Genomic DNA, 26,553 nt, shown 5'->3' with positions numbered 1-26,553 from the left:
ACATATAAATTAATAATATTTTGGAATGGGTGTCTGTGATAGCATTCTCCTTTTACCAAACTTATTGTACAATAGAAACAAGGGGGAGATTAGTTTGAAGGCAAGTCTTTTACAAGAACAAAGCTTACGTTTGGCAATGACACAAGAGTTAAGGCAAGCGATTACAATGCTCCAGTATAATGTACAAGAATTATCGGAGTTTTTGTATGAGCAATCGTTAGAGAATCCCCTTATTGAGTTAGGTGGTTTTGAGAGGGAGAAGAAAAAGAGCTCTAACAACAGTAAAAGTACCAGCAAACAAGTCGAGAATCAGATGGAAATCTACAGTGTGGATTCTATAACGATTCAGCAACATTTATTAAATCAAATACAGTATTATAAAATAGAGGAAGAAGAGCGAAAAGTAGCTTCTTTCATTATTATGAACATGGATGGAAATGGGTATTTGCAAGAAACGAATGAAGAGTTAGCAAATCTCCTTTCCGCACCGCTTCATGTAGTCGACCGTTCTGTAGAGCTTGTCCAATCACTTGAGCCAGCAGGGGTAGGAGCGCGTAATATTCAGGAATGTCTAACCTTGCAATTGAAGCGCTTACAAAGACGGAATGGATTGGCAGAAGAGGTTGTAGAAGATTATTTCGCTTATTTCGTGAAGAAAGATTGGAGAAAGCTCGTTCAAGTATTGAAGTGTAGTAATGAAGAATTACAGGATGCAGTAAATTGTATAACGTCATTACAACCAAAACCAGGTCTTGCGTTTTCTTCTGATAAACCACTTTATATTGTGCCTGATATGGCAGTGAAAAAAGATGGCGATCGTCTCGTTTTACAAATGAATGAGAGAAATATGCCGAGAATTGAAATTCATTCTGAATATAGTGCGCTTCTTAATAATAGTGAAAGTGAAGTAGCATCTTACGTTTCAGAAAAGTATCAGCATGTACAGTGGATTATGCGTAGTTTGAAACAGAGAAAACAAACGCTTTTGCAAGTGATGACCATTATTATGGAAAAACAACGTGATTTCTTCTGGAAAGGTCCGGAGTATTTAAAGCCACTTGCTTTAAAAGAAGTAGCAGAAGAGTTAAGCGTGCATGAATCGACAATTAGTCGTGCAACGCGAAATAAATATGTGCAAACACCACACGGTTTATTTGAGATGAAATCGTTCTTTAGTAATGCCGTTTCGACGACTGAAGATGAAGCGGTTTCTACAAAGCGTGTAAAACAATTTATTCAAACGCTTGTTGAGGCAGAGAATAAGAAAAAGCCACTTTCAGATCAAAAGATTTCAAAATTATTAGAAGAAGAGCATGAAATCGTTATTTCTCGAAGAACAGTGGCGAAGTATAGAGAGCAAATGCACATCCCAGCGTCGTCATTACGAAAAACAATCGGATAGGTGAAGAAGATGAAAGTTGTACTGTATACAAAAAATGATTGTGGCCTTTGTGTGAAGGCGAAACAAGTTTTACAGGAAGTACAATGTGAATATTCTTTTCAAATTGAGGAAATAGATATATATGAAGATAATGACCTTTTAGAAAAATATCATCTAATGATTCCGGTTGTAGAAATAGACGGAAAACAAGTAGAATATGGTAACATTCACAAAGGTGTCATAATAAACTATATAAAGAATGCAGTTAAGAGTTGAATAAGTTTCTATCTCCTGTTACAATAATACACGTAGCAGGGATTATTTTTTTAACCTATGTGGGACACAAAATGTCACTACGGGACGTAAAGTGACCATGAGGGAAAATGAACCGATGTAGTGAGGAGAAAAGATATGCGCTCATGGATTCAGAACACAAAAAAATTATTACCTGATCTGCTACCTGTTATGCAAACGAGAATGCAAATTCTTCAATACATTAGGCTTATGCAGCCGATTGGAAGAAGAAATTTATCAGCAAGTCTCGGTATGACAGAACGAGTATTGCGAAGTGAAGTTCAAGTTTTGAAAGAACAAAACTTAGTTCACGTCGCTTCTTCTGGAATGACTTTGACAGAAGAAGGAACAGCTTTAGTTCTTGCTTTGGAAGACTTTATGAAAGAAATTTCCGGGTTAAAGGTTTTAGAAAAGCAACTTAAGGAAACATTAGACTTGGATGAAGTTTTCGTTGTCCCTGGTGATAGTGATGAATCGCCTTGGGTCAAACTGGAGATGGGCCGTGCTTGTGTGACTTGTATAAAAGACCGTCTGACAGCGAATAATATCGTTGCTGTGGCTGGAGGAACTACGCTAGCTGCTGTTGCGGACATGATGCAGCTTGATTGCAAAGATTTACATATGCTATTTGTCCCAGCACGTGGTGGAATTGGAGAAGGCGTCGAGTTAGAAGCCAATACTATTTGTGCCAAGATGGCGCAAAATACGATGAGTAATTATCGCTTATTGTATGTTCCAGACCATGTTAGCAGCGAAGCATATGCGTCTATTGTGACAGAGCCTTCCGTGAAAGAAGTTCTTGAGTTGATTCGATCTTCCAATATCGTCATTCATGGAATAGGTGATGCGTTAACAATGGCACGTCGCAGAAATACTTCAGAAGCAGATTGGTTAAAGATTCAGGCAAGCGAAGCAGTTGGCGAAGCTTTCGGTTACTACTTTAATGAACAAGGAAATGTTGTTCATAAAGTAAGAACAGTTGGTATGCAACTAGAGGATTTACAAAATGTATCTCACGTTGTTGCAGTCGCTGGAGGTTCTTCAAAGGCAAAGGCAATACAGGCTGTAATTAAACAAGGGCACACTTCAATTCTAATTACAGATGAAGGTGCAGCAAAACAGTTAACAAAGGGTATTACCCTTTAATATAATCCCCCAAGGAGGAAATTCAAATGACTAAAATTGGTATTAATGGATTTGGACGTATCGGACGTAACGTATTCCGCGCAGCTCTTAACAACCCAGAGGTAGAAGTAGTAGCAATCAACGACTTAACAGATGCTAAAACTTTAGCTCACCTTTTAAAATATGACACAGTTCACGGAACTTTAAACGCAGAAGTATCTGCTAACGAAAGCAGCATCGTTGTTAACGGTAAAGAAATTAAAGTTATCGCTGAGCGTGACCCAGCACAATTACCATGGAGCGACTACGGAGTAGAAATCGTAGTAGAATCTACTGGCCGTTTCACTAAAAAAGCAGACGCTGAAAAACACTTAGGTGGATCAGTTAAAAAAGTTATCATCTCAGCTCCAGCTTCTGACGAAGATATCACTGTAGTTATGGGTGTTAACCACGAACAATACGATGCAGCTAGCCACAACGTAGTATCTAACGCTTCTTGTACTACAAACTGCTTAGCTCCATTCGCTAAAGTATTAAACGAAAAATTCGGCGTAAAACGTGGAATGATGACAACAATTCACTCTTACACTAACGACCAACAAATCTTAGACTTACCACACAAAGATTTACGTCGTGCTCGTGCAGCAGCTGAAAACATGATCCCAACATCTACTGGTGCAGCTAAAGCAGTAGCATTAGTATTACCAGAACTTAAAGGTAAATTAAACGGTGGCGCTGTACGTGTTCCAACTGCTAACGTTTCTCTAGTTGACCTAGTTGTTGAACTTGATAAAGAAGTAACAGTTGAAGAAGTAAATGCAGCATTCAAAGCAGCAGCTGAAGGCGAATTAAAAGGTATCCTTGGATACAGCGAAGAGCCATTAGTATCTATCGACTATAACGGATGTACAGCTTCTTCTACAATCGATGCATTATCTACAATGGTAATGGAAGGTAACATGGTTAAAGTACTTTCTTGGTACGATAACGAAACTGGTTACTCTAACCGCGTAGTAGACCTAGCAGCTTACATGACTTCAAAAGGTCTTTAATTCTTAATTATATAAGTTATCAATGACAAAACGAGGGAGAGGGTTTGTTCCCTCTCTCTCTTCTTTCGTTTTAAAAGCAAATGTGTTAAGCTTTTGAGTGGGTTTTGTCAATCCTAACTAGTAGTCGGAGGGAAATCCAATGAACAAAAAATCAATTCGTGACGTAGATTTAAAAGGTAAGCGTGTATTTTGCCGCGTTGACTTCAACGTACCTATGAAAGAAGGCAAAATTACAGATGAAACTCGTATCCGTGCAGCTCTTCCTACAATTCAATATTTAGTAGAGCAAGGTGCGAAAGTTATTTTAGCAAGCCACTTAGGCCGTCCAAAAGGTCAAGTAGTAGAAGAATTACGTCTTACTCCAGTAGCAGCACGTTTAGGCGAGCTTCTTGGTAAAGATGTTAAAAAAGCAGACGAAGCATTCGGACCAGTTGCACAAGAAATGGTTGCAGCAATGAACGAAGGTGACGTATTAGTTCTTGAAAACGTACGTTTCTATGCGGGCGAAGAAAAGAACGATGCAGAACTTGCGAAAGAATTTGCAGCTCTTGCTGATATCTTCGTAAACGATGCATTCGGTGCAGCTCACCGTGCTCATGCTTCTACAGCAGGTATCGCGGACTACCTACCAGCAGTATCTGGTTTACTAATGGAAAAAGAGTTAGATGTTCTTGGAAAAGCACTTTCTAACCCAGATCGTCCATTCACAGCTATCATCGGTGGTGCGAAAGTAAAAGATAAAATCGGTGTAATTCGTCATCTATTAGACAAAGTAGATAACTTAATCATCGGTGGCGGACTTGCTTACACATTCGTTAAAGCTTTAGGTCATGAAATTGGTCTATCTCTATGTGAAGACGACAAGATTGAACTAGCAAAAGAATTTATGCAACTTGCAAAAGAAAAAGGCGTAAACTTCTACATGCCAGTTGATGTTGTAATCACTGAGGAATTCTCTGAAACTGCAACAACTAAAATCGTTGGTATCGACTCTATCCCTTCTAACTGGGAAGGCGTGGACATCGGTCCTAAAACACGTGAAATTTATGCAGATGTAATTAAAAACTCTAAGCTTGTTGTATGGAATGGACCAATGGGTGTATTCGAAATGACTCCATTCTCACAAGGTACAAAAGCAGTAGGACAAGCATTAGCAGATGCAGAAGGTACATACTCTGTTATCGGCGGTGGTGACTCTGCAGCAGCTGTTGAAAAATTCGGTATGGCTGATAAAATGAGCCACATTTCTACTGGCGGCGGTGCGTCATTAGAATTCATGGAAGGTAAAGAGCTTCCAGGTGTAGTTTGTCTTAACGACAAATAAGTAGCAGCCAAAGAAAAAGGACGGTGCAAAGCATGCGTAAACCAATTATCGCAGGTAACTGGAAAATGAATAAAACTCTATCTGAAGCAGTTAGCTTCGTAGAGGAAGTTAAAGGTCAAATCCCAGCAGCTTCAGCTGTTGATGCAGTAGTTTGCTCTCCAGCTCTATTCTTAGAGCGCCTTGTAGCAGCGACTGAAGGAACTGATTTACAAGTAGGTGCACAAAACATGCACTTCGAAAAAAATGGTGCATTCACTGGCGAAATTAGCCCAGTAGCACTTAGCGACTTAAAAGTAGGCTACGTAGTACTTGGCCACTCTGAGCGTCGTGAAATGTTTGCTGAAACAGATGAGTCAGTAAACAAAAAGACTATCGCAGCATTTGAACATGGTTTAACACCAATCGTATGTTGTGGTGAGACTTTAGAAGAGCGCGAAAGCGGAAAAACATTTGATCTAGTAGCAGGTCAAGTGACAAAAGCACTTGCAGGTTTAACTGAAGAGCAAGTTAAAGCAACTGTTATCGCTTATGAGCCAATCTGGGCTATCGGTACAGGTAAATCTTCTTCTTCTGCAGATGCAAACGAAGTATGTGCGCACATCCGTAAAGTTGTTGCAGAAGCTGTTTCTCCAGCTGCTGCAGAAGCTGTTCGTATTCAATACGGCGGTAGCGTAAAACCAGAAAACATTAAAGAGTACATGGCACAATCTGACATCGACGGCGCTTTAGTTGGCGGTGCTAGCTTAGAGCCTGCTTCGTTCTTAGGTCTTCTGGAGGCGGTAAAATGAGAAAGCCAACAGCTCTAATTATTCTTGACGGTTTCGGACTTCGTGAAGAAACTTACGGGAATGCTGTAGCACAAGCTAAGAAACCTAATTTTGATGGTTACTGGAACAAATTCCCTCACACAACGCTTACAGCTTGTGGCGAGGCAGTAGGTCTTCCAGAAGGTCAAATGGGTAACTCTGAGGTTGGTCACTTAAATATCGGTGCTGGCCGCATTGTATATCAAAGCTTAACACGCGTAAACGTTGCAATCCGTGAAGGTGAGTTCGATAAGAACGAAACGTTCCAAAGTGCAATTAAAAGCGTAAAAGAAAAAGGTACTGCACTTCATTTATTCGGTTTACTTTCTGACGGTGGTGTGCACAGTCACATGAACCACATGTTTGCTCTTCTTCGCTTAGCAGCTAAAGAAGGCGTTGAGAAAGTATACATTCATGCATTCTTAGATGGCCGCGATGTTGGACCAAAAACAGCACAAAGCTATATTGATGCAACAAATGAAGTAATTAAAGAAACAGGAGTAGGACAATTCGCGACTATCTCTGGTCGTTATTACTCCATGGACCGTGACAAGCGTTGGGATCGCGTAGAAAAATGTTACCGTGCTATGGTGAATGGTGAAGGACCTACTTATAAATCAGCAGAAGAGTGTGTAGAAGACTCTTATGCAAATGGTATCTACGATGAATTCGTATTGCCGTCTGTAATTGTTAACGAAGATAACACGCCAGTTGCAACAATCAATGATGATGATGCAGTTATCTTCTATAACTTCCGTCCAGACCGTGCAATTCAAATTGCTCGTGTATTTACAAACGAAGACTTCCGTGAGTTCGATCGTGGTGAAAAAGTACCTCACATTCCAGAATTCGTATGTATGACACACTTTAGTGAAACAGTAGATGGTTACGTGGCATTCAAGCCAATGAACCTTGATAACACTTTAGGTGAAGTTGTTGCGCAAGCGGGATTAAAGCAACTTCGCATCGCGGAAACTGAAAAGTATCCGCACGTTACATTCTTCTTTAGCGGTGGTCGTGAGGCTGAATTCCCAGGAGAAGAGCGTATCTTAATTAACTCACCGAAGGTTGCAACGTATGACTTGAAACCTGAAATGAGCATTTACGAAGTAACGGACGCTTTAGTAAATGAAATCGAAAATGATAAACATGATGTTATCATTCTTAACTTTGCGAACTGTGATATGGTTGGCCATTCTGGGATGATGGAACCAACGATTAAAGCAGTAGAAGCAACTGACGAATGTTTAGGAAAAGTTGTAGAAGCGATTCTTGCAAAAGATGGTGTGGCACTTATTACTGCTGACCATGGTAATGCTGACGAAGAATTAACTTCTGACGGAGAGCCAATGACAGCTCATACAACTAACCCGGTTCCTTTCATTGTTACTAAGAACGACGTAGAATTACGTGAAGGTGGTATCTTAGGTGATATCGCTCCAACTATGCTTACACTTCTTGGTGTTGAGCAACCGAAAGAAATGACAGGTAAAACAATTATTAAATAATTTGCTTATATAAAAAGGAGAGAATTTATTATGTCAACAATTATTGATGTTTATGCTCGCGAAGTCCTTGACTCTCGTGGTAACCCAACTGTAGAAGTAGAAGTTTACACAGAAAGCGGCGCTTTCGGACGCGCTATCGTACCAAGTGGTGCATCTACTGGTGAACACGAAGCAGTAGAATTACGTGACGGTGACAAGTCTCGTTACCTTGGTAAAGGTGTTGTTAACGCAGTAAACAACGTTAACGAAATTATCGCTCCAGAAATCGTTGGTTTCGACGTAACTGACCAAGCTGGTATCGACCGTGCTATGATCGAATTAGATGGCACTCCAAACAAAGGTAAACTAGGCGCTAACGCTATCCTTGGTGTATCTATGGCAGTAGCTCACGCAGCAGCTGACTTCGTAGGTCTTCCATTATACCGTTATCTTGGTGGATTCAATGCAAAACAATTACCAACTCCAATGATGAACATCATCAACGGTGGTTCTCACGCTGATAACAACGTAGACTTCCAAGAGTTCATGATCTTACCAGTTGGTGCTCCAACATTCAAAGAATCAATCCGTATGGGTGCTGAAGTATTCCATGCACTTAAAGCTGTATTACATGACAAAGGTCTTAACACTGCAGTAGGTGACGAAGGTGGATTCGCTCCAAACCTTGGTTCTAACCGTGAAGCATTAGAAGTAATCATCGAAGCTATCGAAAAAGCTGGTTACAAAGCTGGCGAGAACGTATTCTTAGGAATGGACGTTGCTTCTTCTGAATTCTACAACAAAGAAACTGGTAAATATGACCTTGCAGGCGAAGGCCGTACTGGCTTAACTTCTGCAGAAATGGTTGATTTCTACGAAGAGCTTTGCAAAGACTTCCCAATCATCTCTATCGAAGATGGTTTAGACGAAAACGACTGGGATGGTCACAAATTATTAACTGAGCGTCTTGGAAGCAAAGTACAATTAGTTGGTGACGATTTATTCGTAACTAACACTCAAAAACTTGCTGAAGGTATCGAAAAAGGTATCTCTAACTCAATCTTAATTAAAGTTAACCAAATCGGTACTTTAACTGAGACTTTCGAAGCTATCGAAATGGCTAAACGTGCTGGTTACACAGCAGTTGTATCTCACCGTTCTGGTGAAACTGAAGATGCTACAATCGCTGACATCGCAGTTGCAACTAACGCTGGCCAAATCAAAACTGGTTCTATGAGCCGTACTGACCGTATTGCTAAGTACAACCAATTATTACGCATCGAAGACGAACTAGGCGAAATCGCTGTTTACGATGGTATCAAATCTTTCTATAACATCAAACGATAATTGTAGAAAATAACGACAGACCGTGAGAAATCACGGTCTGTTTTTTTTATGCTAAAATTGTTCCCCCGTCATAAGTGACATGAAATGTTTAAAGAAACGGTTATAATCGAAATCAATTGCAATTTGATGACCCGGCCAATCAATAAATGGCTTTTGGTTCACTAAAGAACGAAATTCCCCTATGCTTGCTCCTTGTGCAGAGGATCCTGTCATGACAACGATAGGGGATTTGTGATACGTAAACATAGAGTTATCAAGTAAAGCGAGTATTGGCATTGTGTCATGGAAGGGGCTACCCTTTAAATGTGGTAGAGCATTTTTATAATAGCCGTAGTAATAATGATCGAATAACGGTTTGACGAGTGGGGCTTTTCCTTTTGCTTCAATATATTCAGCCATTTCTGGTGTAATGATGGAATATTGGGTGACGTTTAATGGATAGATGTACATGTTAGGTGAGGATTGAAGGACTATATTAGCGGCAGTAGGATCGCCATAAAAGTTTGCTTCAGAAATAGGGGTGACATTACCAGGATGTAAAAAGGCACCGCCCATTACGTAGTAAGATTTAATTTGTTTCATTAACTGTTTGCACAGGATAAATAAAATTGCTAGAGAGGTAAGTCTTCCTAAACTTACAATGATTAATTCATCTTTATACTGTTCAATAAGAGGAATCACTTCAAAGAAATTCTCCATTTCTCCGTTAGTCACATTCCCGTTTGGAATAATTGGCCCAAGCCCTTGTTTCCCGTGTACTTCTGTAAAAAAAGCAGGCGGGGCACCAGTAAGAGGGCGTTCTGAACCACCGAATATCTTAATATTTCTATTCCTTGTTTCATTCTTAAGAAAATGAGCATTTTGTACGGCCATCTCTTTTGGAACATTGCCGTAATCTGCAACAATGCCGATGATTTCTATTTCATCGATAAAGAACGCTAATAGGAGAGCCATCGTATCATCAATGCCAGGATCACAAAAAATAAGAACTTTTTTGGGCATATGTTCACCACCTATCTTGTTTATATATATGTAAGCTTAAAGGTAAAAAGATTATTTTATTGAAATAATAACCTTTAAAATTCAGAAAATAAAAACTTCTTATATTAGGTCAAGGTTTTTGACTTAATTCCCTCTTGAAAATGTAGTCATATCAAGGTTGTAAGCGTATAACATAGGCGTTTTTTGCTGTCAAGTTGATAAATTGCAGCTTTTTACAATTTATACTATGATAAAGATATTAACAGAAGATCGTATAAACAAGAGGGATGATGAACATGAAATTTACAAAGATTCTTGTCCAAATTGCTGCTCTTTACGTTTTTTATATGGTTGGAACTTGGGTACAAGAAATGTTAAATATTCCGATCCCAGGAAGTTTGATTGGAATGTTCCTCTTACTTGTTTTACTTAGCCTAAAAGTTCTTCCAGTGAAATGGTTCGATTTAGGAGCAGAAACACTCGTTGCTATTATGCCGTTTTTATTAATTCCGCCAACGCTTGGCCTAATGAATTACGGTGCTTTTTTTATGAGTAAAGGAATTTCTCTTTTCATTACAGTTGTAGCGAGTACATTTTTAATTATTATTGTCGCAGGACATACAGGACAATATCTTGCGAATAGAAAGGAAAGAGAGTCGCGATGAGCAAAATATTAATCGGAATCGGTTGGGTTCTTTTTACGGTGCTATTATATCAATTATCTAAAAAAATCTATAAAGTATTTCCAACACCATTCACCATTCCAATGCTTGTAGCAACAGGATTAATGGCTTTCCTATTTATCGTGCTTGATATACCGTATCAACATTATATGGAAAGTGGTGGTGGCTGGATTGCAAAGCTGCTCGGACCCGGTGTTGTAGCATTTGCAATTCCTCTTTATAAACAACGTCACGTTCTTCAAAAATATGTTGTACCGATTGCCGGCGGGGTACTAGTAGGTACAACAGTTGCCATTGCAAGTGACTTTGCTATTGCGTCACTTATGGGAACAGATAAAAGTTTAATTTTATCTTCTTTACCAAAGTCGGTGACAATGCCGGTTGCGATGAGTGTTTCAGAGCAAGTAGGTGGTGTACCGTCATTAACAGCAGCTTTCGTTGTTATTGCAGGTATTACTGGAACGATTACCGGCCCGCTTTTATTAAAATGGAGCCGCGTTACAAACTCAGTTGGTAAAGGTATCGGATTTGGATGTGCTTCTCATATTATGGGCGTGATGAGAGCGATGAAAAATAATGAACATGAAGGTGTTATTGGATCGGTAACAATGACATTAACAGCGATTTTGACATGTTTGCTCGGGCCGCTATTTGCAATGATGTTCATGTAATGGAAGAAAAGCGAGAGCAACCTTATAGCTCTCGCTTTTCTATAGAATTTATGCTACAGTTACAATAACTGAATCTTTGTAGGAGGTACGCCAAGTGCATACGTTATTATCTGTTTTACTTATTATTGTATCGATTTTAATGATTGTTATGGTACTTATGCAGTCTAGTAATAGCTCAGGCCTTTCAGGTGCAATTTCAGGCGGTGCAGAGCAATTATTTGGTAAGCAAAAAGCACGTGGAATTGAAGCGGTATTAAACCGTATTACAATTGTTTTAGCTGTATTGTTCTTCGCATTAACAATTGGTGTTACGTACTTAAACTTATAGAATTGAAAGAAGAAGCGTTAGTAAGATGTACTAATGGTTCTTCTTTTTTTGTTTTGCCATTTGAAAGATGTTTCTAATTAGATTATAGAAATACAAATATGGTACACTAGATATAGAAAGAATACGACTAGATTACAGAAGAGAAAGAGGAGAAGTACATGATGAAATTAGCATCTCCGAAACCATTTACATTTGAGGGTGGAGACCGCGCTGTTTTATTACTACATGGATTCACAGGAAACTCAGCTGATGTACGTATGTTAGGGCGTTTCTTAGAAAAGAAAGGCTACACTTGTCATGCACCAATTTATAAAGGGCACGGTGTACCACCAGAAGAGCTTGTTCATACAGGTCCTGAAGATTGGTGGCAAGATGTAACGGAGGCATATCAGCTTTTAAAAGATAAAGGTTTTGAGAAAATTGCTGTCGTTGGATTGTCACTTGGTGGAGTATTTTCTTTAAAATTAGGTTATACAGTACCGGTTTTAGGTGTAGTACCAATGTGTGCACCGATGTATATTAAGAGTGAAGAAACGATGTACCAAGGTATATTGGCATATGCCCGCGAATATAAAAAGCGTGAGCAAAAATCACCAGAGCAAATTGAACAAGAAATGTTGGAATTCCAAAAGACACCGATGAATACATTAAAAGCATTACAACAATTAATTGCTGACGTACGTAACAATGTGGACATGATTTATGCGCCAACATTTGTTGTACAAGCACGTCATGATGAAATGATTAATACAGATAGTGCGAACATTATTTATAACGGTGTAGAATCTACGTTAAAAGACATTAAATGGTATGAAGACTCTACGCATGTCATTACACTTGATAAAGAGCGTGACGAGCTACATGAGGATGTATATAACTTCTTGGAGCAACTAGATTGGTAAGATCTAGTTGCCTCTTTTTTTCATAAGGAATTTTTTGTGAAAACTGTAAAAATCATAAGGGGAGTATTGAAGTTTCGCTTTATACATCCCCTATCTTTCGGATACACTAAATAATATAAGGTTTTAAAGGAGGTATTTTTGCTTGGAAGAAATCATACAAGAACATATTGATAAGTTGTTATTATTTATGAGAGAAGAAGCGTATAAACCGCTAACGATACAAGAGTTAGAAGAGGCATTTGGGATTGAAGGTTCTGAGGGCTTTAAAGATTTCGTAAAGGCACTTGTAACGATGGAAGAAAAGGGACTTGTTATTCGTACTCGTAGCAACCGTTACGGTCTTCCTGAAAAGATGAATTTAGTACGTGGTAAGTTAATTGGACATGCACGTGGTTTTGCATTCGTTGTACCAGACGAGAAGAAAACAGGAGACGATGATCTTTTCATCCCGCCTACAGAGTTAAATGGTGCACTTCATGGCGATACAGTATTAGCACGCCTTAGTTCCCAATCGAGCGGTTCGCGTCAAGAAGGTTCCATTGTACGCATTTTAGAACGTGGCACGAAAGAGTTAGTTGGTACATATACAGAATCGAAAAACTTTGGATTTGTTATACCTGACAATAAACGTTGGACAAGTGACATTTTCGTATTGAAAAGCGCATCAATGGGCGCTGTAGAAGGTCATAAAGTAGTTGTGAAAATTACGAGCTATCCAGAGAATCGTTTAAGTGCAGAAGGTGAAGTTATTCAAATTCTAGGTCATAAAAATGATCCAGGAGTAGATATTTTATCTGTCATTCATAAACATCACTTGCCTTTAGCGTTCCCTGAAGAAGTGATGGAACATGCAAACAGTGTACCAGAAACGATTTCAGAAGAAGATTTAAAAGATCGCCGTGACCTACGTGACCAAATGATCGTAACAATTGACGGTGCAGACGCGAAAGATTTAGATGATGCTGTTACAGTAACGAAGCTCGAGAACGGCAACTATAAGCTTGGCGTTCACATTGCGGATGTAAGCCATTACGTTCAAGAAGGTTCTCCAATTGATGTAGAAGCAGCGGAAAGAGCGACGAGTGTGTATCTTGTTGACCGTGTAATTCCGATGATTCCACATCGTCTATCTAACGGTATTTGTTCATTAAACCCGAAAGTAGACCGTCTGACGTTATCTTGTGAAATGGAAATCAACAACTTAGGTGACGTTGTCAAACACGAGATTTTCCAAAGTGTAATTAAAACGACAGAGCGTATGACGTATGCTGACGTAAGAAGCATTTTAGAAGATGAGGACGAAGAGCTAATTAAGCGTTATGAACCGTTAGTGCCGATGTTTAAAGAGATGGGGCAATTAGCACAAATTTTACGTGAAAAACGTATGCGCCGCGGTGCAATCGACTTTGACTTTAAAGAAGCGAAAGTATTAGTGGATGAAGAAGGAAAACCGACAGATGTTGTCATGCGTGATCGTTCTGTATCAGAGAAGTTAATTGAAGAATTTATGCTTGTTGCGAACGAAACAGTAGCAGAGCACTTCCACTGGATGAACGTACCATTCATGTATCGTGTCCATGAAGATCCGAAAGAAGATAAGTTAGAGCGTTTCTTCGAGTTTGTAACGAACTTCGGATATGCGGTAAAAGGACGTGCGAATGAAGTGCATCCTCGTGCACTGCAACAAATTCTTGAAATGGTTCAAGGGCAGCCTGAAGAAGTAGTTATTTCAACAGTAATGCTTCGTTCTATGAAGCAAGCACGTTACGATGCAGAAAGTTTAGGTCACTTTGGTTTATCAACTGAGTTCTACACACATTTCACATCGCCAATTCGTCGTTACCCAGATACGATTGTTCATAGACTAATTCGTGAATACATCATTAACGGTAAAGTCGATAATGAAACGCAAGCAAAATGGCGTGAAAAATTACCTGAGATTGCAGAGCACTCTTCTAATATGGAACGTCGTGCTGTTGAAGCAGAACGTGAAACAGACGAACTGAAAAAAGCAGAATATATGCTTGATAAGATTGGCGAAGAGTATGACGGTATGATTAGCTCTGTAACAAACTTCGGTTTATTCGTAGAACTACCAAATACAATTGAAGGTCTTGTGCATGTTAGCTACTTAACGGATGATTACTACCGTTATGATGAACAGCATTTCGCAATGATCGGAGAACGTACAGGTAACGTATTCCGCATCGGTGACGAAATTACAATTCGCGTTATTAACGTAAACAAAGACGAGCGTGCAATCGACTTTGAAATCGTTGGCATGAAAGGTACGCCTCGTCGTAAGTTCAAAGACCGCCCAGTCGTTATCGAACAGCCAAGAACAGGCAGAAAGAAACGCGGTGGACGTAGTGAGCGCAGCGGAGAACGTGGCACAGGGAGAAAATTTGACCGTGGTGGCAAAGGTAAAGGCACAGGCAAAGGAAGAGGATCAGCGTCTGCTTCCGCGTCAGCATCAGCTAGCCAGCCAGGGAAAAAAGAGGGTAACGGCAAGAAGAAAAAAGCATTCTTCGAAAACGTACCAGGATTCAAGAAGAAAAAGAAAAAGCGTAAGTAAGAAAAGGATGGCTTCGCTTTGATAAAAAGCGAGGCTTTTTCTTTTTTATTGGTAGCTTGAGAGCGAGCCACTTTCGCTTTTAATGGAATCCAGCTACAGTGGCTAGAATGTTCGGCGGCTTCGCTTCTTCTCTAGAGGCAAATAACGCCTCAAGGTCAGAAGCTCCATCCACCTCACATTCTGAGCGAGCCACTTTCGCTTTTTATTAACATTTGTTACAATAGTAAAAATAGAGGAGGGACGTTATATGCCAAAAGGCTCAGGTAAGGTTATTGCACAAAATAAAAAAGCATTTCATGATTATTTCATCGAAGAAACATACGAAGCAGGGCTTGTCCTTCAAGGAACGGAAATTAAGTCGATTCGCGCTGGACGCGTGAACTTGAAAGATGCGTTTGCACGTGTACATAATGGTGAAGTATGGGTTCATAATATGCATATTAGTACGTACGAACAAGGGAATCGTTTCAACCACGATCCGCTTCGCACGAGAAAGTTACTTCTTCATAAAAAAGAAATTGAGAAGTTAGCGGGTGCTTCAAAAGAAACAGGATATGCACTAGTTCCAGTTAGAATCTATTTGAAAAATGGATTTGCGAAAATGGCACTTGGTTTAGCAAAAGGTAAGAAACAATACGATAAACGTCACGATTTAAAAGAGAAAGAAGCTAAACGTGAAATTGCACGCGCGTTCCGTGATCGCCAAAAGATGTAATACAGATATTTACATTTGTAAAATGGAGCGCGTATGTTATAATAACTTATGTAAGGTTGTTGCACATTGAAAAACAGCTCTTAGTAGCTATCACGAAATTTTCTTCGTATGCTCCATTTTTATCATGGGGACGTTACGGATTCGACAGGGATAGTTCGAGCTTAGGTTGCGAGTCGAGGGGATCGGCCTCGTTAAAACGTCAAAGCCTATAATTGGCAAACAAAACAATCTTTCTTTAGCTGCTTAATTGCACTAAAGGTTCCTCCCTCCATCGTCCATGTGGTAGGGTAAGGGACTCAAACTAAGTGGACTACGCCGGAGTTCGCCGTCTGAGGACAAAGGAAGAGAATAACCAGACTAGCAACTTGGAAGCCTGTCGATAGGCCGAAGAGTTCGCGAAACGCTAATATATCGACTACACTCGTAGAAGCTTAAGTGCCGATATTTTTGGACGTGGGTTCGACTCCCACCGTCTCCACCAATACATATTTGGTGGTTTTTTATTTTGTATGATATGAACCATAATCTTGCCAGGTTGGTGAGGTTGTGGTTCTTTTTGTTTTGTGGCAAATTTATGGTTCCAAAAATTTGCGGATTTATTTAAACGACTTTTAGGAGGGATTCCCTTAAAACTTACTAGGATAGAGAGAATTGAAAGTGTATTAAGTAAGTGAATCAATGATTTGAAAAATAATTAAGACATAAAAGAGATATTTTTAGATATGTACGGAAAAGGATCATAGGCTACTTCAACATGTATTCGACCACAACATAAAAGTGAAGTGGATGTAGACACTGTACTTGTACTGGTGATAAAAAAAGAGGAAGAGCCTAAAGGTGTTATTAAATAGTTAGCAGATAGGATCAAAGAACATACGCAATATAAGGATAAAGTAAAGCAAAAAGATAGATGTGTTCATATCAATTATGTGAATGATTTTCATATTGATATGGTGCCGGCGAAGCCAACAGATTCTGATATAATATTCATTTGAAGTAAAAAGAGGAAAAATAAGTAGAAAATATAAATGAGATGGAAAGTTATAGTATGACAATATTACAAAAGTGTAATTTTAATGTAAGAAAATCTAATTGTGCCCTTTTTCAAGGTCATGCATAATTTATTTGAGGGTTAACCTTAGTAATAAATAAGTAGAAAGGAGAAGAATTAGCATATGAAATGGTTATGGAAGTTACTTCTGTTATTAGTAGTGGTTTTAGGAGGAGGGATATACTATCTTACTTCGAGTAATGGGTACTATTCAACAAAAGAATATTATGTAAAAGTAACAACAGATCCAAAAATAGAAAAAGAAAAATTGAGTAATGGAGAGATTCATACTTATAATGTCTATAATGTAAAAGCGTATGATAAAGACGGAAAAGAAAGAGACTTACGCATTTCTTCAATGGACTTTTTTAAGAAAAATCAATATTATATAATTCATTGGGAAGATAGACGTGGAATTCTGTCTAAGAAAGAAAAAGTTGATAAAACTAAAATAGATAAGATTGTAGCAGATAAATTAGATATCAAGTTATAAAAAATTAAAATAGGTGAACTAATATTTGTATTTAGAGAAAGGTTTATAAAAATAAGTAAAAGATATGGTAGAAAAGTAATGCGGATTTTTATACAATAAAACAGACCGAACAGTTCGGTCTGTTTTAATCTAGTTTATTAGGAGGTTAATATGAATACAACTTTATCTTCAAGAAATCGAATTATATCATTAGATATTATTCGTGGCTTTGCGTTATTAGGTATTTTATTTATTAACATACCAGGATATCAAGTGATGGAGGAAGGAATAACAAACACTACAAATTATAGTGGTATAGATGAAGTAGTTAATATTTTAATTTCTATATTCATTACTAAGAAATTCTTTTCTATTTTCTCATTTTTATTTGGAATAGGATTTTATATCTTCACTTCACGTGTAGAGGCGCGTGGTGATAATCCTAGAAAGAGGTTTATACGTCGTTTATTATCACTATTACTTATTGGTATTTTTCACGTCTTTATTTTTTGGGGAACCATCTTGCCAGCTTATGCATGTATTGGATTTTTACTTTTGCCATTTTACAACGCAAATCTTTCTACAATCAGTAAGTGGTTAAGTGGTATTTCATTTGTTTACTTAGTAGCAATATTGGTAGAATTTTTTATTCCTGAACAACCAATTCTGAGCTTAATTTCGGCAGATTCGACTTTAATTTTTATTATGTTTTTAGCTGGTTTTGGAGTTGCAAAAGCAAAATGGATTGAAAATGTAGGGAAAATGAAAAAACAAATTCAGCAGATACAACTGATAACACTACCTTTATTTATTGGAGGTTCGTTTTGGATTTGGATTGCCTCTCATTCTAATAATGAACAGTTAGAACTAATTATTTCCTTGAGTAGTATTCCAACTGTCATTTTTTACTTAAGCACAATGTTTGTATTACTAGAAAATAAACAAGCAGTTAATTTATTTACACCTGTTGCTTCTGTAGGGAGAATGGCTCTTACAAATTATGTGGCACAAAGCTTAATTGCTACAGTAATCATGTCGTTTATGAATATTGAAGTTGTAACACCTACACAAACAGTTTGGATAGCGATTCTTATATTTATGCTACAAATTATTTATACTTCAATTTGGTTCAAATTCTTTAAAATGGGACCGTTAGAAAAGCTATGGCGTTTTATGACATATGGAAAGAGAAAAACAAAACAAATTCAAGGATAAAAATGACTTCACTTGGCAACATAAAATGTCCATAAAAGTAAGGGGATTCGCTTTGAATGCCCTTAATTCTTTTTATTAAAAATATGAAAGTAGAGGATGAAAAGTGAATAAAGAAGTTGTAAAAGCAGAAAATGTAAAAAAAATATATGGTAAAAATGGAGAAAATCAATCCCATGCGTTAAAAGGTGTATCATTTTCAATAAGAGAAGGCGAATTTATAGGGATTATGGGACCATCTGGTTCTGGTAAAACAACATTATTAAATGTAATTTCAACACTAGATAAGGCAACAGATGGAACAGTTGAAATTGCAGGCACAGATATTACAAAAATGAAACAAGGGGAACTTTCAGATTTTCGTTCTCAAAAATTAGGTTTTATTTTTCAAGATTTTAATTTACTAGAGAACTTATCAATTTATGAAAACATTGCACTTCCTCTTTCTCTTCAAGGTGTATTATCAAGTGAGATTGGTCAAAAAGTAGAAAAAGTAGCAGGGATGTTAGGGATTTCAGCAATACTTCAAAAGTATCCATTTGAAGTATCTGGTGGACAAAAGCAACGTTCAGCAGCAGCACGTGCACTTGTACATGAACCAGCAATTATCTTAGGAGATGAGCCAACTGGAGCACTTGATTCAAAAAATGCAAAAAGTTTACTCGAAGCTATGAAAAATCTCAATGAAGAACAAGGCGTATCTATTATGATGGTTACTCATGATCCATATAGCGCGAGTTACTGTGAGCGTATTTTATTTATTAAAGATGGAGAGTTGTATAAAGAAATAAAATGTAAAAGTACTCGTGAAGTGTTCTATAAAGAGATTTTAGATGTCTTGGCAAACATAGATAACCCAAAGGTATAAGAGAGGAGGTTTAGTAATGTTATTTAAATTGTCTATCGCAGCTTTAAAAAGTAAGAGTAAAGATTATATTATTTTACTTTCAGGGTTAGTTATAGCTATTTCAATTTTTTATATGTTCCAGACATTAGGAGCAAATGAGGAGTTCTTGAAAGGAAATACTGCAATTAGTGCAATAACTTTTATCTTTAAAGCTGGTTCATTTTTAGTTGGGACTGTGACCTTTTTCTATATTTTATATGCCAATTCATTTTTATTCTCTTTACGTCAAAGAGAATTTGGAATGTATATGATGTTGGGGGCAAAAAAAAGCAAGATTGCAACACTTATGTTTATGGAAACGGTTATGTTGGGAGTTATATCTCTTATTATTGGGAGCATAATCGGAATAGGAATTTCACAAACTACGGGGCAGTTGCTTATGACACAACTTGATTTTGACGCAGCTGGGTACCATGCATTTCATCTTCCAGCCTTAAAAGAAACTTACATTTTCTTTTTAATAGTATTTTTCTTAAATGCGATTATTAACACAATTAAATTATCAAGTATTTCTGTATTACAACTTGTACATGGAAATTCTAAAATAGATCGAGTCAATATAGGTGGTATAAAAACAATTTTAATGGCAGTATTTTCAATTGTATTCTTAGCAATTGGCTATGCCTCTATGATTTATATGAGTGAATTAAAAATTATTGGGATTATCCTAGCGTTAATTACCGTGACATTAGGTACGTACATGCTATTTAGCGCTTTTTTACCTCTTATTATGAAAAGAATAAAGAATAATAAAAAGCTTAATGAGAAGGGGATTAATGCATTTACGTTTGCTCAATTGAACTACCGCATTAATAATTTAACGAAAATTTTAGCTACTATTACAATGTTAGTTGCATTAGGTGCTGGGGCAATTTCTGGTGGAATGGCATTCAAGAAAAATATCCCATTCCAATTAGATAAATATAGCTATTATGATTTATCTATTCATAATCCAACTGTTGAAGAAAAAAATATATTGAAGAGCATTACGTTTACTGAGAAAAAAGAATACCGTTATAAAGTGGATAATCAATTTGTATATTATGTAAAAGAAGATTTAGAAAAAAATCCTTTACTAATCGAGAATGAGCAAAAAGATGGAGACAAATTGATACGTACCTCGGAAGAACTCCCACTTAATTCTGTTCTGGATGAGAAGACAGAACAGGAACCAAACATGATAAAAATGCCTCAAAATTGGAAAGCGGTACTAGGCATAATTGTACCTGAATATGTGTATTTAGATCTTAATCGTCCTATTAAAATTGTAGACCAAAAGACGTATGATACTATATCAGGGAAAGAAAATATAGCATTAGTTGGAAAATCAGATAAATACTTAAAATACGTAAAGGAATGGAAACAGCTTAATGAACTACAACTTATTAAATATGAGAAGTTAGTTAATGAACTAGAAGAGACAGTTGGTAATGGAAAATCGTTAATGTTGGAATCAACTAAACATTATTATTACACGCTATACTCTGGCTTTGTAAATGGTATATTGTTTATGGCATTTTTCTTAGGGATAGCTTTCCTTACAATGATGGCAAGTTGTTTAATGTTTAAAATATTATCGGGTGCTTCGAGTGACATTACACGATATCAAATGCTTCGTAAAATTGGAGTTCGGCGTGAGTTATTAACTAAGTCTATTTATAAAGAATTATTTTTAGTTTTCTTATTCCCAGCAATTGTTGGTATTGCTCATGTACTTGTAGGTATGAATATTTTTGCTGATTTCTTAGTAAACCCGTATTTGAATATTTGGATTCCAATTTTTGTTTTTATAATCATTTATGGAGGATACTATTTCATTACTGTTCAATTGTATAAACGGATTGTATTGCCAAACGAAAGTTAAAGATTCATCTGTGAAAATATTCTAAAAGGTGGTGAAATATCACCTTTTAGAATATTTAATATAAATTTATAAAAGTTATTTTATGGAGGTTATAAGTATGGGGGCTTATTTATTCCCAATAAAAACAGCGATAATTACATTTCCAATCGCTGGATTTATTTTGTTAATTCCATTTTTAATCTGGCAATATCGGAAGTATGGATATATTAACTATTTACGTATGGTTGTTTTATATTCTTTATTACTTTTTGCAATGACGGCCTATTATTTAATCATTTTACCTTTTCCAAGTACCTTTGATACATGTAGCTTGCAGCGGCCAGGAACACAACATTATCAATTAATGCCATTTACATCAATTCTAGATATTGCAAGAGAGACGAATATAAATATAAAGAATCCTATGTCTTATATTTGGATTTTGAAAGAAAGGGCATTTTTACAAGTTGCATTTAATTTTCTTTTATTATTACCGTTAGGTGTTTATTTACGTTATTATTTCCGTCGTAATTTAGTACAAACAGTCAGTGTTACATTTTTTGTTTCTTTATTCTTTGAAGTCACACAATTAACGGGATTATATGGACTTTATAATTGCCCATACCGTTTATTTGATGTTGATGATTTATTTTTAAATACACTTGGAGGACTTGTGGGATATAAGATTGCACCTATATTCACGTATTTCTTACCAGATCTAAAAGAGATAGATGGAAAAATAAATCTACAAAATAAACCTGTGCGTATGACACGTCGCTTTCTGGCACTCTGGATTGATTGGATAGTACTGGGCATTATATCTTCTATTCTATTTGATGTCAAAATTTCTATGACATCTATATTCCATCCTGTGGAAAATATAGATGAACTGTTCTGTATAGTGATTTTAATTTTTATATATTTCATTGTTGTTCCTTATTTTACAAATGGAAGAACTATTGGGAAATGGATGCTCCACATTAAAATAAAAGGATCGAATAATCACATTAGTTTTAGAGAATTATTTAAACGATATGGTTTACTGTACTATTGTATTGGTGGTATAAATTATATTCTGTTAGCTACTGTAAGTTTAAATGAGCAATTAGCTATAATCATTATATTAATTTTTATTATTTTTAATGGGTTAATTTGTTTACATTTTGTACTTCATGTATTTAAACGAGACAAACGTTTGTTTTATGAGAAGATGAGTAAAACTCATAACATAATAACTTTTAAGAAGAATAAGTAATAGACAGCCTTTAGAATATTGAAATATGAATGTCGGATATGTAATGAAGAGCGACAACCGTAGTAGCAAATGTGTTAAAGAGGGGTAATATTATAAATGATTTATTTACCTACAATTTTATAAATAACGGACATTGTTATAATGTCTTTAGCACAAATTAAAATAACGGTAGTTGCTAATAAACCTGCTTGGGGTGGATTGACGCTTCCTTTATTTTTAATTGGGCTAATTTAATTTTATATTTTGTAAAGTATTCATTAAACGAAAAGAATGTGGTCAAGACGAGGATCTTAGTGATTCTCGTCTTTTTGCAATTATCTAATTAAAAAGATAAAGTGAAAGTCATGTGTAAAGTACTTCTAAATAAAACTAGAAAGAATAATAGCATTAGATAGTAATCGTTCTATTCTTTTTTTAATGGGTATGGTGAACCCTATTTTATCAAAAAGCCAATCTTCTTAACAGAAAGTTGGCTTTCGACATGTTAAAATTTTGTTACCTTACTATGATTTTATTACTTTTACTCCTTTTATTATATTCCAAATAAAGTAATAAATATCAATGATGAAACATATTATAGCTACGATAATTGCTGCGATATAAAATGTTCCATCTGGTTCTACAGACCCCATATTTATAAGGAATAATATTCCTGTACCAATAACAGCTGCGATTGTAGGTATAATATGTGTCCATAAAGCACGCTTTGCATGTTTCTTAGTGTCATCATCTCCTAATAACCAAACGATGACAGGGAATAAGATTGGTGCAAATAAAACACTCCAATAACTAAAAGCAGATAAGAGCTTATTTCCATTCATTACATTCACCTCGCAAAAAAGTTATATCAATAAAATATTATATCTCTTTTAAAAGAAAAGTTAAAGGTGGTTTTCTAAAGTTAATATAGAGAATCTGAGGGGGAGTTAAATAAATATCTAAAATTCTATTATATAAGAGAGATGGCGTGTTTTCATTGATAAATAAAGAAATCTATTAATAATTTAGATTCAAAGAAGGCGTAATCTTATTGAATCAGATCTATGTTTTTATTAATGAATTAGAAAAAATCGATAACCTAAAAGTTATTTTCTCAGCTTCTTTATATGTGCCCAACATTATTTCTTCACCGGTGTCTCCACATACAATTACTCATTTATCATGAATAATATATCTGATGTAATCATTAACGAAAAAACAATAGAAAAGGTCAGCACTATATTTAGAGCCGACCTTTTCTACCATCACTTAGTTATTTGTTGAAACTCAAAAAATTTGGTTTGTTTCTATTTTGTGATCTTTACCATTCTTTTTTGAGATTAAATGATTTTAACTCAAATTATTATTCAGAATATGAATTAAGATGATGTCTTATTTGTTCTATAAAATAATGATGGTGTATATTGTTATTAGCTACTCGACTGGCCATAATAGCTCCCTCCATAGAAGAAGCAAGAAAAGATGCAAGTGACATAATATCTATATCATCCTTAAACTCTCTTTTTTCAATACCTTCTCTAATAAGAGACTCCATCAGTACTACTGTATTATCATATCCTTTTGCAGCTGCAGCATGTAATTCAGGGAAGACATTTGTACTTTCAATTGCAACATTAAGTAAAGGACATCCACCAGCTATTGGAGGGTTGTTGGCCGCATCTTGGTATACAAGAAAAATAGCGATGATTTTATCAATAACTTTCTCTTTATTTTCTATAGCTTCATAAAAATGTTTCCATATGATTTCCCCGCCTTTACGAAAGGCAGCTAATGCAATTTCTTCTTTACTTTTAAATCGACGATAGATAGCGCCTTTAGGCAGAGAAGCGGCATCCATGATATCCTGTATTGATGTGCGGGAAATCCCTTGTGTATTAAATAAATATAAAGATGTTTCAATTATTTTTTCTTTTACCTTATCAACTTTAGTCATAATTTATATCCCTCTCGAATTGAAAATTCAGAATTGTAAAGTTTTAATCTCTGGAATTTTTATTATATTTTCTAATAGAAGTTTTTTTATCATTTGTTACTAAATATATTTATTTTAAAACGATAAATACATAGTAAATCATGAGTTTATTGTTGTTCTCATGCTACAAAAATTGAATGACACTTACATATTATTATATACGTGCTTGTTAAAAGCAAGTGCTGAAATTGTTAGTATATTCGTTGTTCATTCAGTATTAATACACAATTTTAATGTTAAGCATTTTTAATAAAATTATATCATTTTTATAATTTTATTAAAAAGTATTTAGAAATAGAGAGAGTTATTGTATGATAATATTGGACCAGACCGACCGGTTCTATTCTGTAAAATTAGAAAGGAGTAAACTTTGTTAATAAAAGAAGATGTTTATAATTCGATACTCTAATGGTATTAACAGTGATTAATGTGAATATTAGAATGTATCTTAGGAAAGGGAGTAAAGTATGAAAAAATATCTATCAATATTTATGACATTGTGTTTGTTCGTTCAGTTAGCGTTTCCAGGATTTAAAGTTTTTGCTGAACCTGTAGAGAGAATAGATCATACATTAAAAACAAATGAAACAGGGAACATGTGTTATAGGGAGCATGAAGGACAATTAAAGTTTCAATGGCCATTACATAAAAAGAAAATAGATTTCGTAATTGTGCAGGATGCGAGTGGAAGTTTTAAAGATTCGATAGGTAGTGTGAAAAATGCATTAAAACAAACTGTGGAACAGTTAAATCCCAAATATGACCGGGTATTGGTTACTAGCTACCAAGATTATAAAGGATATAAAGCAATGAATGGTAGTATCTTAAATAATAACGGTCCTGGTGTGAAAACAAATTTACACTCTGGTTTGAATAGTGGTTTAGAATCAGCAAAGCAAGGAATTGATAATATTAAGCCTTTTAGTGGTACGCCAACTGCAAGTGGTCTTCAGTTTGCACTTCAACAATATGAACAGCAAAAAGGAGCAAACGACCCTGATAGAGAAACAATTTTCTTGCTTGTAACGGATGGGGTAGCTAACGTTCAATTAGATGGATACATTTATAAGACATCTAATAGGGTAAGTGATTGGACAGGAAAAGCTTATTCAGGAGAGTATCATCAGGATTATAAGGGAGCAATGAATGAGGTTACGAGTATAGCTAATGACATAAAAGGCAAGGGTTATAAACTAGTAACAGCGTTTTGGGAAAATAAAGAAGCATTATCAGCACCAAATAATTATTATGATAAGTATGAAAGTGAAGTCGGACCAGTATCGCGACAAGCACTTCAAAGTATGGCTACGAAGCCAGATTGGTTTGTTCTATCAAATAACATTGATGAATTTTCTAAAAGTTTAATTCAAACAGTAAGTTCGGTTACTAAAATTGAAAAAGATAAAATGGTTTTAAATTTTAATGGTGATTTAGATGTTATGGATATTCGTGTCGAAGGACCGCATGGTATTAGCACAAAACCGATTGTAAAAAATAATCAATTAATTTGGGACTTAGAGGGTCAACCAGAAGGTGAATATACTCTTATTTATAAGAGTAAGGAAACGAAACCTAATGTCAATGGATCAGATGTTACTGGAGGATTTCTTATTTCTAGTGATAAAAAGTTTGAAATTCCTACTATAAAAGTAGCACCTAATCCAGATGCAATACAATGTGTGCCAGGAAAAATGGAAGCTGAAAAGTTAGTAGATAAGAATCTAGTACGAGCAGGAGATAAAATAACATATACAATTATTGCAAAGAATGTATTAGATAAAACAACTGTTAAAGATGTTGTGATTGAAGATACATTACCAGCAGGTTTAGAATTAGATGCATCAAGTATTCAGTTGAATGGAAAGAAAGTAGAAGCTGAAGTAAATGGAAACAGCTTAAAGGTAGCAGTGCCAAAAATTAGGGGTGTAGGAGAAGCAAAAGTAACCTTTACAGCAAAAGTATTGAAAGAAGATGCGGGAAAAATTGAAAATATGGCAATTGTAACTGATTCAACAGATTTGGAGAATCCACATAAAGCAAAAGTATCCATTGAAGTTGAACCAAAGAAAGAGGGAAATGTCGTAACGAAGTACGTGGATAAAGAAGGAAACGAGTTAGTTCCAGGAACAAGTACAACGGATCAAGTAGGAAAAGACTACAAAACAGAAGC

23 protein-coding genes and 1 other RNA gene are annotated in these 26,553 nt (G+C 36.0%); 21 read left to right on the top strand and 3 right to left on the bottom strand.

From position 1 onward, the window contains the following. Nucleotides 1-94: 94 nt before the first annotated feature. From rpoN to eno, 8 genes are all read left to right on the top strand, one after another. Complete coding sequence (gene rpoN / locus MR070_RS15500) at nucleotides 95-1,402, top strand: RNA polymerase factor sigma-54 (RefSeq protein ID WP_242261587.1); 1,308 nt, start codon at nucleotides 95-97, stop codon at nucleotides 1,400-1,402. A gap of 9 nt (nucleotides 1,403-1,411) precedes the next feature. Continuing rightward, on the top strand, nucleotides 1,412-1,657 hold the full coding sequence (locus tag MR070_RS15495) for a glutaredoxin family protein (protein WP_000869738.1): 246 nt from the start codon (nucleotides 1,412-1,414) through the stop codon (nucleotides 1,655-1,657). 135 nt (nucleotides 1,658-1,792) lie between these two features. Continuing rightward, nucleotides 1,793-2,821: a gapA transcriptional regulator CggR gene (gene cggR, locus MR070_RS15490; protein WP_001258187.1), complete on the top strand. Its 1,029-nt coding sequence runs from the start codon at nucleotides 1,793-1,795 to the stop codon at nucleotides 2,819-2,821. A gap of 26 nt (nucleotides 2,822-2,847) precedes the next feature. Beyond that, a complete protein-coding gene (gap, locus tag MR070_RS15485) occupies nucleotides 2,848-3,852 on the top strand; it encodes a type I glyceraldehyde-3-phosphate dehydrogenase (RefSeq protein WP_000161231.1) in 1,005 nt (334 codons plus the stop codon). Nucleotides 3,853-3,991: 139 nt separating this feature from the next. Beyond that, a complete protein-coding gene (locus tag MR070_RS15480; RefSeq protein WP_001036342.1) occupies nucleotides 3,992-5,176 on the top strand; it encodes a phosphoglycerate kinase in 1,185 nt (394 codons plus the stop codon). Nucleotides 5,177-5,208: 32 nt separating this feature from the next. Beyond that, nucleotides 5,209-5,964: a triose-phosphate isomerase gene (gene tpiA, locus MR070_RS15475; RefSeq protein WP_001231036.1), complete on the top strand. Its 756-nt coding sequence runs from the start codon at nucleotides 5,209-5,211 to the stop codon at nucleotides 5,962-5,964. Further along, on the top strand, nucleotides 5,961-7,490 hold the full coding sequence (gene gpmI, locus MR070_RS15470; protein WP_001231150.1) for a 2,3-bisphosphoglycerate-independent phosphoglycerate mutase: 1,530 nt from the start codon (nucleotides 5,961-5,963) through the stop codon (nucleotides 7,488-7,490). Before tpiA ends, gpmI begins: the two co-directional genes overlap by 4 nt. A 30-nt stretch (nucleotides 7,491-7,520) precedes the next feature. Next, on the top strand, nucleotides 7,521-8,816 hold the full coding sequence (gene eno, locus MR070_RS15465; protein ID WP_000103957.1) for a phosphopyruvate hydratase: 1,296 nt from the start codon (nucleotides 7,521-7,523) through the stop codon (nucleotides 8,814-8,816). Between the two features lie 51 nt (nucleotides 8,817-8,867). On the opposite strand, the gene MR070_RS15460 is transcribed toward eno, so the two are convergent. Continuing rightward, nucleotides 8,868-9,818: a nucleoside hydrolase gene (locus MR070_RS15460; RefSeq protein ID WP_242261586.1), complete on the bottom strand. Its 951-nt coding sequence runs from the start codon at nucleotides 9,816-9,818 to the stop codon at nucleotides 8,868-8,870. Between the two features lie 275 nt (nucleotides 9,819-10,093). Between MR070_RS15460 and MR070_RS15455 the strand changes: the two genes are divergently transcribed. From MR070_RS15455 to MR070_RS15400, 12 genes are all read left to right on the top strand, one after another. Then, on the top strand, nucleotides 10,094-10,462 hold the full coding sequence (locus tag MR070_RS15455) for a CidA/LrgA family holin-like protein (RefSeq protein ID WP_000673222.1): 369 nt from the start codon (nucleotides 10,094-10,096) through the stop codon (nucleotides 10,460-10,462). Continuing rightward, nucleotides 10,459-11,151: an LrgB family protein gene (locus tag MR070_RS15450; RefSeq protein ID WP_000034948.1), complete on the top strand. Its 693-nt coding sequence runs from the start codon at nucleotides 10,459-10,461 to the stop codon at nucleotides 11,149-11,151. Before MR070_RS15455 ends, MR070_RS15450 begins: the two co-directional genes overlap by 4 nt. 94 nt (nucleotides 11,152-11,245) lie before the next feature. Beyond that, the gene (secG, locus tag MR070_RS15445; RefSeq protein WP_000557262.1) at nucleotides 11,246-11,479 is read left to right on the top strand and encodes a preprotein translocase subunit SecG; all 234 of its coding nucleotides are present in this window, start codon (nucleotides 11,246-11,248) and stop codon (nucleotides 11,477-11,479) included. A gap of 161 nt (nucleotides 11,480-11,640) precedes the next feature. Then, a complete protein-coding gene (estA, locus tag MR070_RS15440; protein WP_161988815.1) occupies nucleotides 11,641-12,381 on the top strand; it encodes a carboxylesterase in 741 nt (246 codons plus the stop codon). Between the two features lie 142 nt (nucleotides 12,382-12,523). Further along, entirely contained in the window at nucleotides 12,524-14,956 is a 2,433-nt protein-coding gene (rnr, locus tag MR070_RS15435; RefSeq protein WP_242261585.1) for a ribonuclease R, read from the top strand. 247 nt (nucleotides 14,957-15,203) lie between these two features. Next, nucleotides 15,204-15,671 (top strand): SsrA-binding protein, encoded by a 468-nt coding sequence (gene smpB / locus MR070_RS15430; RefSeq protein ID WP_001123905.1) that lies wholly within the window; start codon nucleotides 15,204-15,206, stop codon nucleotides 15,669-15,671. 126 nt (nucleotides 15,672-15,797) lie between these two features. Further along, nucleotides 15,798-16,152, top strand: a transfer-messenger RNA (tmRNA) gene (ssrA, locus tag MR070_RS15425). A gap of 694 nt (nucleotides 16,153-16,846) precedes the next feature. Next, the gene (locus MR070_RS15420) at nucleotides 16,847-17,215 is read left to right on the top strand and encodes a YxeA family protein (RefSeq protein ID WP_242261584.1); all 369 of its coding nucleotides are present in this window, start codon (nucleotides 16,847-16,849) and stop codon (nucleotides 17,213-17,215) included. 150 nt (nucleotides 17,216-17,365) lie between these two features. Continuing rightward, nucleotides 17,366-18,409, top strand: a complete 1,044-nt coding sequence (locus MR070_RS15415; protein WP_242261583.1) for a DUF418 domain-containing protein — start codon at nucleotides 17,366-17,368, stop codon at nucleotides 18,407-18,409. A 103-nt stretch (nucleotides 18,410-18,512) separates the two neighbouring features. Next, nucleotides 18,513-19,274 carry an ABC transporter ATP-binding protein gene (locus MR070_RS15410; protein ID WP_242261582.1) on the top strand — a complete coding sequence of 254 codons (762 nt, stop codon included), beginning with the start codon at nucleotides 18,513-18,515 and terminating at the stop codon, nucleotides 19,272-19,274. A gap of 16 nt (nucleotides 19,275-19,290) precedes the next feature. Continuing rightward, nucleotides 19,291-21,177, top strand: coding sequence for an FtsX-like permease family protein (locus MR070_RS15405; protein ID WP_242261581.1), 1,887 nt, complete (start codon nucleotides 19,291-19,293; stop codon nucleotides 21,175-21,177). 97 nt (nucleotides 21,178-21,274) lie between these two features. Further along, a complete protein-coding gene (locus MR070_RS15400) occupies nucleotides 21,275-22,411 on the top strand; it encodes a VanZ family protein (protein ID WP_242261580.1) in 1,137 nt (378 codons plus the stop codon). Between the two features lie 503 nt (nucleotides 22,412-22,914). On the opposite strand, the gene MR070_RS15395 is transcribed toward MR070_RS15400, so the two are convergent. Both MR070_RS15395 and MR070_RS15390 read right to left on the bottom strand, forming a co-directional pair. Further along, on the bottom strand, nucleotides 22,915-23,232 hold the full coding sequence (locus MR070_RS15395) for a magnetosome magnetite crystal formation protein family (protein WP_242261579.1): 318 nt from the start codon (nucleotides 23,230-23,232) through the stop codon (nucleotides 22,915-22,917). A gap of 521 nt (nucleotides 23,233-23,753) precedes the next feature. Continuing rightward, on the bottom strand, nucleotides 23,754-24,344 hold the full coding sequence (locus tag MR070_RS15390; RefSeq protein ID WP_242261578.1) for a TetR/AcrR family transcriptional regulator: 591 nt from the start codon (nucleotides 24,342-24,344) through the stop codon (nucleotides 23,754-23,756). Nucleotides 24,345-24,850: 506 nt separating this feature from the next. Between MR070_RS15390 and MR070_RS15385 the strand changes: the two genes are divergently transcribed. Next, a partial coding sequence (locus MR070_RS15385) for an isopeptide-forming domain-containing fimbrial protein (protein WP_242261577.1) occupies nucleotides 24,851-26,553 on the top strand: 1,703 nt, incomplete at its 3' end.

Origin of the sequence: Bacillus cereus group sp. BfR-BA-01453, from assembly GCF_022662915.1 — a bacterium.
GTDB lineage: Bacteria > Bacillota > Bacilli > Bacillales > Bacillaceae_G > Bacillus_A > Bacillus_A paranthracis.
Note: the sequence above shows the minus strand (reverse complement) of the source record. Positions and strands in the feature narration are given on the sequence as shown.

Excerpts from the sequence above, each read along its gene's own strand:
- MR070_RS15495 (WP_000869738.1), top strand. The coding sequence starts at position 1,412 with ATGAAAGTTGTACTGTATACAAAAAATGATTGTGGCCTTTGTGTGAAG.
- cggR (WP_001258187.1), top strand. The coding sequence starts at position 1,793 with ATGCGCTCATGGATTCAGAACACAAAAAAATTATTACCTGATCTGCTA.
- gap (WP_000161231.1), top strand. The coding sequence starts at position 2,848 with ATGACTAAAATTGGTATTAATGGATTTGGACGTATCGGACGTAACGTA.
- MR070_RS15480 (WP_001036342.1), top strand. The coding sequence starts at position 3,992 with ATGAACAAAAAATCAATTCGTGACGTAGATTTAAAAGGTAAGCGTGTA.
- tpiA (WP_001231036.1), top strand. The coding sequence starts at position 5,209 with ATGCGTAAACCAATTATCGCAGGTAACTGGAAAATGAATAAAACTCTA.
- gpmI (WP_001231150.1), top strand. The coding sequence starts at position 5,961 with ATGAGAAAGCCAACAGCTCTAATTATTCTTGACGGTTTCGGACTTCGT.
- eno (WP_000103957.1), top strand. The coding sequence starts at position 7,521 with ATGTCAACAATTATTGATGTTTATGCTCGCGAAGTCCTTGACTCTCGT.
- MR070_RS15460 (WP_242261586.1), bottom strand. The coding sequence starts at position 9,818 with ATGCCCAAAAAAGTTCTTATTTTTTGTGATCCTGGCATTGATGATACG.
- MR070_RS15455 (WP_000673222.1), top strand. The coding sequence starts at position 10,094 with ATGAAATTTACAAAGATTCTTGTCCAAATTGCTGCTCTTTACGTTTTT.
- MR070_RS15450 (WP_000034948.1), top strand. The coding sequence starts at position 10,459 with ATGAGCAAAATATTAATCGGAATCGGTTGGGTTCTTTTTACGGTGCTA.
- estA (WP_161988815.1), top strand. The coding sequence starts at position 11,641 with ATGAAATTAGCATCTCCGAAACCATTTACATTTGAGGGTGGAGACCGC.
- smpB (WP_001123905.1), top strand. The coding sequence starts at position 15,204 with ATGCCAAAAGGCTCAGGTAAGGTTATTGCACAAAATAAAAAAGCATTT.
- MR070_RS15420 (WP_242261584.1), top strand. The coding sequence starts at position 16,847 with ATGAAATGGTTATGGAAGTTACTTCTGTTATTAGTAGTGGTTTTAGGA.
- MR070_RS15415 (WP_242261583.1), top strand. The coding sequence starts at position 17,366 with ATGAATACAACTTTATCTTCAAGAAATCGAATTATATCATTAGATATT.
- MR070_RS15405 (WP_242261581.1), top strand. The coding sequence starts at position 19,291 with ATGTTATTTAAATTGTCTATCGCAGCTTTAAAAAGTAAGAGTAAAGAT.
- MR070_RS15400 (WP_242261580.1), top strand. The coding sequence starts at position 21,275 with ATGGGGGCTTATTTATTCCCAATAAAAACAGCGATAATTACATTTCCA.
- MR070_RS15395 (WP_242261579.1), bottom strand. The coding sequence starts at position 23,232 with ATGAATGGAAATAAGCTCTTATCTGCTTTTAGTTATTGGAGTGTTTTA.
- MR070_RS15390 (WP_242261578.1), bottom strand. The coding sequence starts at position 24,344 with ATGACTAAAGTTGATAAGGTAAAAGAAAAAATAATTGAAACATCTTTA.